Here is a 10,971-nt window from a genome sequence, read left to right as displayed (position 1 = left end):
AATCCTCCAGGGCGCACCACATTATTAGAGAAAGCCTCGTTTTTACGAGGCTTTTTTTATGTTCGCTATAAATTTGTTGCAACAATGTTAAATTCGTGGTGTTTTTAACTTGTTGTATTTAAAGTAATTCTTGATTGCTTCTTTGTTATTCTACCTTTCTCATATCAATTCTCAGAAAAGCCCCGTTTAAGTCACAGTTTAAATATCTAAAAATGACTCATTTGACAGATTTATGTGATCTGATAGGCGAATAATTAACCTTATGTGTGCGTTATCCGTAACAGAACCTTAAACAAAATTGACAAACTTTTACCAATCGAGATAATCCATGGGTCGGGATCACTATTCGCTGAAATCCTGTACGTATGTCAGGATGACGAAGAAAGGAAGCAACATGACTAATATTGGAAGCCTGCTAGGAGATGCGGCGACTCTAATGATAACGGGGATGTCCGTTGTCTTTATTTTCTTAACTATTCTAGTTTACCTCGTTCGGTTGATGTCAAAACTGGTACCAGAAGAAGTACCGGAGCCGATCGCAGCACCTAAAAAAATTCAAAAATCACAATCAAACCCTTCAGCTGTTAGCCCACAGGTAGTGGCAGCAATTTCGGCCGCGGTTCATCAATACCGTGCGTCTACTGCTAAGTAGCATTTAAAGGATTAAAAAGGAGTTTATGAGCATGTCTAAACCACTAGCTATCACAGATGTGGTACTTCGTGACGCGCACCAGTCACTATTTGCTACTCGTATGCGTATCGAAGATATGCTGCCAATTGCGGCAGAACTGGATAAAGTCGGTTACTGGTCACTTGAGACTTGGGGCGGCGCGACGTTTGATTCGTGTATCCGTTTTCTTGGCGAGGATCCATGGGAGCGTTTGCGTGAGCTGAAAAAAGCGATGCCAAACACACCAATGCAGATGCTACTGCGTGGTCAAAACCTATTGGGCTACCGTCATTACGCGGATGATGTAGTAGAAAAATTTGTTGAACGTGCCCATAAAAACGGCATGGATGTATTCCGTATCTTTGATGCGATGAATGACGTACGCAACTTTGAAAAAGCAGTGAAAGCAACGATCGACGTTGGTGGCCATGCTCAAGGTACGTTGTCTTACACAACCAGTCCGGTTCACAACTCAGATACTTGGGTTGATCTGGCTAAGCGTCTAGAAGACCTAGGTTGTCATTCACTATGTATCAAAGATATGTCAGGTTTATTAAAGCCTTATGAAGCGGAAGAGTTAATTACACGCATTAAAGCATCGTGTGATGTACCTCTAGCGCTGCATAGCCACGCGACAACGGGTCTATCAACCGCTACAGCCGTTAAAGCTGTTGAAGCTGGCATTGATATTCTAGACACCGCAATCTCCTCTATGAGCTGTACTTACGGCCATACACCAACCGAAACAGTTGTTGCTATGCTAGAAGGCACAGAGCGCGACACGAACCTTAAGCTTGACCAGATCGAACCCATCGCGGCTTACTTCCGTGACGTACGTAAAAAGTACGCGAAATGGGAAGGCCAGCTAAAAGGTGTGGATTCTCGCATCTTGATTGCTCAAGTCCCTGGCGGCATGTTAACCAATATGGAAGGCCAGCTTAAAGAGCAAGGCGCAGCCGATCGTATGGACGAAGTGCTTGAAGAGATCCCGCGCGTACGTAAAGACTTGGGTTACATTCCTTTGGTAACACCGACTTCTCAAATTGTCGGTACTCAAGCGGTTATCAACGTCTTAACCGGTGAGCGCTATAAGAGCATCACTAAAGAGACTGCGGGTCTGCTGAAAGGCGAATACGGTCAAGCTCCTGCTGAGGTTGATGCTGAACTGCAAGCGAAAGTGTTAGATGGTGCTGAGCCAATCACGTGTCGTCCTGCTGATTTACTTAAGTCTGAAATGGATACGTTAACGACTGACCTTTTAGAAAAAGCGAAATTAGATGGTATTTCACTCGCTGAAGATACCGTTGATGATGTACTGACGTATGCACTGTTCCCACAAGTGGGTCTTAAGTTCCTTAAAAACCGTCACAACCCTGAAGCGTTTGAACCTGTACCAACGGCTGAAGCTGCAACTCCTGTTACGGCTGCACCACAACCTGCTGCTGGCGGCATTGAGAGCTACAGCGTGAAGGTGGATGGTCAAGTTTATGATGTTGAAGTTGGCCCTCAAGGTGAGCTGACATCGGTATCTCCATCAGCGAAGCCAGCACAAGCGGCTCAAGTAGCACCTGCTGCGGCTTCTGATGCAGAAGCGGTTCCAGCTCCATTAGCCGGCAACATCTTTAAAGTCATCGTTCAGGCGGGTGCTGAGGTTGCTGAAGGCGACGTTCTGCTTATCCTAGAAGCGATGAAGATGGAAACGGAAGTTCGTGCTGCTCGTGGTGGTATCGTTCAAGAACTGAATGTTAAAGAAGGCGATGCAGTTACTGTAGGCGCTCCACTACTAAGCTTAGCGTAAGGGAGTACCATGGAAGGATTGATGACCTTATGGTCTGAAACAGGGATTGCTAACTTTGAGTTCGGCCAGATCTGTATGATGTTGGTTGGTTGCTCACTGTTGTTTTTGGCAATTCGCAAAGGGTTTGAACCTTTACTGCTGTTACCTATTGGTTTTGGTGCTGTATTAGCCAATATTCCCAATGCTGGATTCACGGATCCCGGTGGTTTGCTTTACTACGTTTACTACATTGGTATTGAAACTGGCATTTTTCCACTGCTGATCTTTATGGGTGTTGGAGCGATGACGGACTTTGGTGCGTTGATTGCTAACCCTAAAACACTGTGGCTCGGGGCTGCTGCTCAGTTTGGTATATTCGCAACGCTATTTGGCGCGATCTTGCTGAACTATGTACCAGGAATGGAGTTCTCAATGGCAGATGCTTCGTCAATTGCGATCATTGGTGGTGCCGATGGCCCAACCGCGATCTTTTTGGCGAGCAAGCTATCTCCTGATCTATTAGGTGCGATTGCGGTAGCGGCGTATAGCTACATGGCTTTAGTTCCTATTATTCAGCCACCAATCATGAAAGCGTTAACGTCTCCTGAAGAACGCCAAATTAAGATGGCTCAACTTCGTCATGTAAGCAAAGCTGAGAAGATCCTTTTCCCGCTAGCTGTACTGCTTATGACGATTTTGTTCCTACCATCAGCAACCCCTCTAGTAGGTATGTTCTGTTTGGGTAACTTAATGCGCGAAGCGGGTGTGGTTGATCGTCTTTCAAAAACAGCCCAAAACGAACTGATTAACGTTGTGACTATTTTCCTTGGCCTAGGTGTTGGCTCTAAGCTTCAAGCGGATACGTTCTTGAACTTAGAGACGCTAGGTATCCTTGGGTTAGGTGCGGTCGCATTCAGTATTGGTACGGCTGGTGGTGTATTGATGGCGAAGCTGCTGAACCGCTTCTCGAAAGAAGACATTAACCCGCTGATTGGCGCCGCTGGTGTATCAGCGGTTCCGATGGCGGCTCGTGTTGTGAATAAGGTTGGACTTGAGGCAAACCCTCAGAACTTCCTGTTGATGCATGCGATGGGTCCGAACGTAGCGGGTGTACTTGGTAGTGCCGTTGCTGCGGGTATCCTATTAGCTCTCGTAGGTTAATGAGTTATTTGGCTATGCTGTTCGTTACGTTAATTGGTCGTCAATTTACGCATGAGCGGTTAACTTCGCCTTATTAAATGGTTTATAGTCAAAGGGATGCTTTCGCATCCCTTTCTTTTTATTAATTAGGGTGCTTACTCATCAGGGCTTCTATCAATCAAGGAAATGTGGAAATGGAAAATAAACAGATTGCGATTACTCAATTCGGCGGCGTCGAAAACCTCAGTATTCAAACCAGTGCTATTCCTGAGCCTAAGGTCGGAGAAGTGCTGGTTAAAGTTTCCTTTTCGGGCATTAATCCTATTGATGTGAAAACCCGTGCTGGCCTTGGTTGGGCGGCAGCACAAAACAAAGACAACCTTCCTTGGGTTCCTGGTTACGATATTTCAGGGCAAATTGTCACGCTAGGCGAACAGGCAGAGCGTTTTACTGTTGGTGATAACGTAGCCGGCTTTATTGGTTTTCCCCTGCAAGGTGGCGGTTATAGCCAGTATGTGTGTGTTCCAGAAGTCGCATTAAGTATGGTCCCAGACTCGGTTGCGTTAGAAGCGGCTGCAGCTTTACCACTCGCTAGCCAAACCGCAGCACAAGCGCTTAACAAAGCGGAAGTGAAAGAGGGCGATCGCGTACTCATCTTAGCGGGCGCCGGTGGCGTTGGTCATCTTGCGGTTCAAATCGCAGTGGCTGCAAAAGCTGAGGTTTACACGACCTGCAGCGAAGCCAACCTTGATTACCTTGCTACGTTAGGCGCTCATGCTATTAACTATAAATTTGCGCCAGCATCGGAAAGAGTCTCTGATGTTGATGTACTGATTGATTTAGTGGGTGGTGATACCGCGCTTGATGCGTTGAAGTGTTTGAAAGATGGTGCGAGAGTGGTAACGGTGCCTACGCTGTCTGCTGAATTAATTTGCGAGAAAGCGACATTATTGGGTTTCACCGCTTCAGGTATGCTCGTTGAGCCAAATCCAGAGCAAATGGACACTATGCTTTACATGGTTAGCGTAGGATTGCTCAAAACAGAAATTCAAACTATCTACCCGTTAGATGAAGCACAGTCGGCGCATCGACAGGTTGAAACCGGACACACCAGAGGCAAGGTACTACTTAAAATGCAAGAAGGTTAATATGCAGTGCTAGAGTTCTTTAATTCTCTTTTTGAAAACATAGCGTTGTGGTTTTCTGACTCGGCGCTGTGGGTGCTCTTCATTAGTGGCTTCTTGAGTGCCACATTGTTACCAGGGGGCTCAGAAGCAAGCCTTGTGGCAGCATTGAGCTTAGATCAGCTCTCAACATCATCGATCATTCTTCTGGCGACACTCGGTAATACTTTAGGCGGGCTGACCAACTATTGGATTGGTTTGTGGCTGCCTAATCGAACTCAATCTGAAAAGCATGGTCATAAGGCTATGGCTTGGCTGAGCCGCTATGGCTATTGGACACTGTTATTCAGTTGGTTGCCGATCATTGGTGACCCTTTGTGCTTAGCCGCGGGTTGGTTAAGAATGAAATTTATTCCTAGCGTTATTTTGATAGCGATTGGCAAAGCCGCTCGCTACAGCTTACTTGCTGCTATCTACTTCGGTTTTTTCTAAGGAGAACCTATGAAAAAGGTTTTACTTGGTACATTTTCTCTTATCGCCATTGCAGGCTGTTCTTACAATGTACCTAGCTCAACACCCTTCTTTTCCTCGCTACCTGAAGGTGTCACTCTGTTAGAAGAGGTTAAGCCTTCTAAAGATAAAGTGGTGATCCCTTACACCAAATATCAGCTTGAAAACGGCCTGACAGTGATTCTTTCCCCTGATGATTCTGATCCTCTTGTGCATGTGGATGTGACTTATCACGTAGGCTCTGCTCGTGAAGAGATAGGTAAATCGGGCTTTGCTCATTTCTTCGAACACATGATGTTCCAAGGCTCTGAGAACGTCGGTGACCAGCAGCACTTTAAGATCATTACCGAGGCGGGTGGCTCGTTAAACGGCACGACTAACCGTGACCGTACTAACTACTTTGAAACCGTTCCATCTAACCAACTTGAGAAAATGTTGTGGTTAGAATCAGACCGAATGGGTTTCTTATTGGATGCGGTTTCTCAGAAGAAATTCGAAGTTCAAAGAGGCACGGTTAAAAACGAACGTGCTCAAAGTTACGAAAACCGTCCTTATGGTTTGATGTGGGAACGCATGGGTGAAGCGCTTTACCCTGAAGGTCACCCTTATTCATGGCAACCAATCGGTTATGTGGAAGATCTAGACCGTGTTGATGTGAATGACCTTAAGGCGTTCTTCCTGCGCTGGTACGGCCCAAATAATGCGGTACTGACTATCGGTGGTGATATCGACGTTGATGACACACTAGAGTGGGTCAATAAGTACTTTGGCCCAATCCCTCAAGGTCCGGAAGTTAAGTCTGCTGAGAAGCAACCAGCCGTGCTAACAGAAGATAAGTACATCACCTTAGAAGATAATATTCGTCAGCCGATGGTGCTTGTTGGTTGGCCAACAACGTATCGCGGTGAAGAGACACAAGCTTCACTGAATGCACTGTCTAATGTATTGGGTTCGGGTACTAACAGCTACCTGTATCAAAATCTCGTAAAAACACAGAAAGCAGTGAGTGCAGGCTCTTTCCACGATTGTGCTGAGCTCGCTTGTACTATGTATGTCTATGCGATGGGTGACTCAGGTGAAAAAGGGGATTTGACGGTTCTTAATAAAGAACTGATGGATACCTTAGAACAATTCTCGAAAGAAGGCGTTGAACAAGAACGTTTAGACCAGATTACCGGTATGGCTGAAGCGAATGCGGTGTTTGCACTGCAAAGTGTTAGAGGCAAGGTTTCACAGCTCGCGTCAAATCAAACCTTCTATGACCAGCCTGATCGTATTGAATCACAACTCGATCAAATCCGATCTATTACCCCTGAAAGCGTAAGCAAGGCGTACCGAGAATTTATCGAAGGTAAGCACAAGGTTACCTTGAGTGTGGTTCCTAAGAAAAAACTCGACTTAGCGGTTCGCGAGGCTACATTTAGCACTCCTGCTCGTACCCTTCCTGAATACAGCAAGGTGACAGAAGACCAACTGGATTTCAGAAAAGCACCGAACACCTTTGATCGTAGCGTGATGCCAGAAGTGAACTTTGGTGTTGAAGCGACCATGCCTGAGTTGTATCGCATGCACTTTGAAAACGGCACTGACTTGATTGGTACCGTGACCAGTGAAACACCGACAGTACAGCTACAAATTCAACTGCCTGCAGGCGAACGCTATGTTCGTAAAGGGCAAGAAGGCTTAGCGAACTTAACGGCTTCTATGATGGAAGAAGGCTCAACCAAACGAACCGTTGAAGAGTTACAAGCGACCTTAGATAAACTTGGTAGCAGCGTGAGCATTAGTGCGGGCAGCTACACCACAGATATTTCAGTTTCTACGCTCGAGAAAAACCTGCCTCAAACCTTAGCGATCGTGCAAGAGGTTCTGTTTGAGCCTAAGTTTGATGAGCAAGACTTCGAGCGTGTTAAGAAACAGATGCTAGAAGGCGTTGTGTATCAGCACCAACAACCAAGCTGGATGGCGTCTCAAGCAACCCGTGAAGTACTGTTTGGTGACACTGTTTTTGCTCGAGCGAGCGATGGGACTAAAGCATCTCTATCGAAACTCACTCTAGACGATGTGAAAAAATTCTATGACCAACACTACACACCTGAAGGTGCCAATATTGTTGTTGTGGGAGACATCTCGAAGAAAGAGGTTGGAAAACAGCTACAATTCTTTGAAGAGTGGCAAGGCGATGCGGCACCACTAACGCGTCCGCAGATCGTCAAAGAGCTTTCAGGTCAGAACCTGTATTTGGTCGACAAACCGGGTGCGCCGCAAAGCATTGTTCGCTTAGTGCGTAAAGGCCTGCCATTTGATGCGACCGGTGAATTGTATTTGAGCCAGTTAGCTAACTTTAACTTAGCGGGTAACTTCAATAGCCGTATCAACCAGAACTTGCGTGAAGACAAAGCCTACACTTACGGTGCAAGCGGTTACTTTGCGAGTACTCGTGAAACCGGTGCGGTAGTGTTTAGTGCTCAAGTTAGAGCCAATGCAACGGTTCCATCGATTCAAGAGTTTATTGCTGAGCTGAATGAATTTAGTCAGAGTGGATTAACTGACGAAGAGGTGAAATTTATGCGCCTTGCCGTCGGTCAACAAGATGCGCTTAAATACGAAACGCCAAGTCAAAAGGCTGGGTTGCTGAGTAATATTGTCGCATTGAGTCTTGATGAAGATTACCTACAACAGCGTAATCAGATAGTTGAAACGGTTTCAAAAGAGACCTTAAACGAGCTATCGAAGAAATGGTTCGACCCGAATGATTATCAAATAATCGTTGTTGGTGACGCAACTTCGCTTCGCCCACAATTAGAAAAGTTAGATATTCCAATAGAAGAGCTTGAAATCATTCGTTAGAGTACACATTAAAGGGGGAGGGAAGAGACTCTACTTTTCTCCTCCAACCTAATTTATGATAGTTCTAATCAGAACAATATAAGATAAGTGAACTGAATTTTGACTGATTTTGCTGCGCGACTAAAGCAAGTTGCAACCAACCCGAAGACCTTCTCTCAATTCGGTCGTGGTGTTGAAAGGGAAACATTACGCTACACGGAAGATGGGCACCTTGCTACTGGGCCGCACCCTGAGGCTTTGGGATCTGCGTTGATGAACGAATGGGTAACGACCGATTTCTCTGAGTCGCTACTGGAATTTATCACGCCTGTTTCTAACGATGTTCCGACGCTTTTGAATCAGTTGTCTGATATCCATCACTTCACGCAAACCAAGTTAGATGGCGAAAAGCTATGGCCGCTTTCTATGCCTTGTTATGTGGGGAGTGAAGATTACATTCAACTAGCGCAATACGGCACCTCTAACAACGGTAAGATGAAGACGCTATATCGTGAAGGCTTAAAGCGCCGTTACGGTAGCTTGATGCAGATTATCTCTGGTGTTCACTTCAACTTCTCTTTCCCAGAAAGCTTTTGGGATAGCCTGTTTGGAGAGCAAACAGAAGAAGCGCGTTGTGAAGCTAAGTCAGATGCTTACTTCGGTTTGATTCGTAACTACTACCGCTTTGGTTGGTTAATCCCATACTTCTTCGGTGCTTCACCTGCACTGTGTTCTTCTTTCATCAAAGGAAGAGAAACCAACCTACCTTTCGAAAAGGTTGGTGAGACACTGTATCTACCAAAAGCAACGGCGCTGCGCCTGAGTGATCTTGGTTACACGAACAGTGCGCAAAGTGTATTGAAGATTGGCTTCAACAGCCTAGGCCAGTACCTTGAAGGTTTGAATCAAGCGATTCGTACGCCATCAGAAGAATTCGCCGAGATCGGCACTAAGGTTGATGGTGAATACCGTCAGCTAAATAGCAACGTACTGCAAATTGAGAATGAGCTTTACGCTCCAATCCGTCCTAAGCGTGTCGCGAAAAGTGGTGAAAAACCATCGGAAGCACTGGCTCGTGCTGGTGTTGAGTACATCGAGGTTCGTTCTTTGGACGTAAACCCATTCAGCTCAATTGGTATCAATGAGCAACAAGTTCGCTTCCTCGATCTATTCTTAACTTGGAGTGTTTTATCTGACTCTGCTGAGATGGATAACTGCGAACTTGAATGCTGGCGCGATAACTGGAACAAGGTGATCTTAGAAGGTCGTCAGGTTGGTTTAGAGCTCAAGATTGGTTGTGATGGCGAGAGACTGTCTCTGCAAGATTGGGCTAAACGCGTATTCAAAGATCTTCGTGTTATCGCTGAGTTGATGGACTCAGAACAAGGCGGTCGTGCATACCAAGAAACCTGCGATACGCTTGAAGCTTGGATTGATAACCCAGAGCTGACCATTTCTGGCCAGTTGTTAGAAGAGACAAAGAAATCAGGTGGCTTGGGTAAAGTGGGCTGTGCGTTAGGAAAAGCGTACGCTCAGCAACACAAAGCACACCAATATAAAGTTTACTCAGCTGAGTTGATGGAAGCAGAAGTGCAACGCTCCGTGATTGCTCAAAAGCAAAGTGAAGAAGCAAGCACTCAAGATTTTGATAGCTTCTTAACGGATTATTTTTCGTATTTAAAAGCATAGCGAGACTTTGGTGGAAAGGAAGCAAGCCTTATTAGGTCAGCCTACTCGAGTGAGTAGCAAATGGTTACCTGTATTGACTGTTGGTGTTGTCTCTAGCCTTTTGGTTGGCTGTGCAACGCCACCACCTAAGCAACAAGATAATATATGTAGTATCTTCAGAGAGCACCCTTCTTGGTATGAAGATGCGCTCGATATGCAAGAAGAATGGGGCACGCCGATTAACGTAGCGATGGCTTTTGTGAAGCAAGAGAGCAGCTTTCGTCATGATGCACGCCCACCCAAAGATTACATTCTTGGCTTTATTCCGTGGGGACGTGTAAGCAGTGCTTACGGTTACGCACAAGCTCAAGACCCTGCTTGGGAAGACTTCCAGAAAGCGACCAATAATGGTGGTTCAAGAACCAATTTTGATGATGCTCTGATGTTTATTGGCTGGTATACCAGCGAGACGCGTCGTCAATTGGGTATCTCACTGTGGGACCCGTATAACCAATATTTGGCTTATCATGAGGGTCGTGGTGGTTATAAACGCAAGTCATACAACAGCAAGCCATCGCTGATTAAGGTGGCGCGAAAAGTTGAACAGCAAGCAAAAGATTATGGATGGCAGCTGAAACAGTGCCGCAAAGAACTAGAAGACAATCGAAGCTGGTTTTTCTAAAGCCAGCCGTCATGGAGAAGAGCAATGCCTTTATTAGATAGTTTCACTGTTGATCACACTCGCATGAACGCACCTGCCGTTCGTGTTGCTAAAACAATGCAAACCCCAAAAGGGGATACCATCACTGTGTTTGACCTGCGTTTCACTGCGCCAAACAAAGATATCCTATCTGAGAGAGGTATTCATACTCTCGAGCACCTATACGCTGGGTTTATGCGTGCTCACCTCAATGGCTCTGCGGTTGAGATCATTGATATTTCACCTATGGGTTGTCGTACAGGTTTCTATATGAGCTTGATTGGTACACCTTCAGAGCAGCAAGTGGCTGACGCTTGGTTAGCAGCGATGCAAGACGTACTGAAAGTTGAGAACCAGAATAAGATCCCTGAACTGAACGAATACCAGTGTGGTACCGCAGCAATGCACTCTTTGGATGAAGCGAAAGAGATCGCGAATGCGATCATCGCTGCAGGCATCTCTGTAAACAAGAATGATGAACTGGCACTGCCAGAGTCTATGCTGCAAGAGCTTAAAATCGACTAATCACTTTTCACCTTGAGTGTGGTGAGTT

General features: G+C 45.9%; 9 protein-coding genes. All 9 read left to right on the top strand.

Going from position 1 to position 10,971, the window contains the following annotated elements; genetic code table 11:
* The first annotated feature begins 394 nt into the window (after positions 1–394).
* The 9 genes from AB4407_RS14415 (at position 395) to luxS (ending at position 10,943) form a co-directional block, all read left to right on the top strand.
* Complete coding sequence (locus AB4407_RS14415) at positions 395–652, top strand: oxaloacetate decarboxylase subunit gamma (RefSeq protein WP_004741884.1); 258 nt, start codon at positions 395–397, stop codon at positions 650–652.
* A gap of 31 nt (positions 653–683) precedes the next feature.
* Positions 684–2,468, top strand: a complete 1,785-nt coding sequence (gene oadA / locus AB4407_RS14410) for a sodium-extruding oxaloacetate decarboxylase subunit alpha (protein WP_372121052.1) — start codon at positions 684–686, stop codon at positions 2,466–2,468.
* A 9-nt stretch (positions 2,469–2,477) separates the two neighbouring features.
* Positions 2,478–3,608 carry a sodium ion-translocating decarboxylase subunit beta gene (locus tag AB4407_RS14405; RefSeq protein WP_009847617.1) on the top strand — a complete coding sequence of 377 codons (1,131 nt, stop codon included), beginning with the start codon at positions 2,478–2,480 and terminating at the stop codon, positions 3,606–3,608.
* Positions 3,609–3,781: 173 nt separating this feature from the next.
* A complete protein-coding gene (locus AB4407_RS14400) occupies positions 3,782–4,735 on the top strand; it encodes an NADP-dependent oxidoreductase (RefSeq protein WP_372121051.1) in 954 nt (317 codons plus the stop codon).
* Positions 4,736–4,741: 6 nt separating this feature from the next.
* A complete protein-coding gene (locus AB4407_RS14395; protein WP_372121050.1) occupies positions 4,742–5,203 on the top strand; it encodes a YqaA family protein in 462 nt (153 codons plus the stop codon).
* A 9-nt stretch (positions 5,204–5,212) separates the two neighbouring features.
* Positions 5,213–8,071 (top strand): M16 family metallopeptidase, encoded by a 2,859-nt coding sequence (locus AB4407_RS14390; protein ID WP_372121049.1) that lies wholly within the window; start codon positions 5,213–5,215, stop codon positions 8,069–8,071.
* A gap of 99 nt (positions 8,072–8,170) precedes the next feature.
* A complete protein-coding gene (gene gshA, locus AB4407_RS14385) occupies positions 8,171–9,739 on the top strand; it encodes a glutamate--cysteine ligase (protein ID WP_372121048.1) in 1,569 nt (522 codons plus the stop codon).
* Between the two features lie 10 nt (positions 9,740–9,749).
* Entirely contained in the window at positions 9,750–10,400 is a 651-nt protein-coding gene (locus AB4407_RS14380) for a hypothetical protein (RefSeq protein WP_372121047.1), read from the top strand.
* 24 nt (positions 10,401–10,424) lie between these two features.
* A complete protein-coding gene (gene luxS / locus AB4407_RS14375) occupies positions 10,425–10,943 on the top strand; it encodes an S-ribosylhomocysteine lyase (protein ID WP_372121046.1) in 519 nt (172 codons plus the stop codon).
* Positions 10,944–10,971 lie beyond the last annotated feature (28 nt).

The sequence above is a fragment of the Vibrio sp. 10N.261.46.E11 genome, from assembly GCF_041472735.1.
Lineage (GTDB): Bacteria > Pseudomonadota > Gammaproteobacteria > Enterobacterales > Vibrionaceae > Vibrio.
The sequence above is the reverse complement of the archived record's forward strand: the minus strand, read 5'-3'. Positions and strand labels throughout refer to the sequence as shown.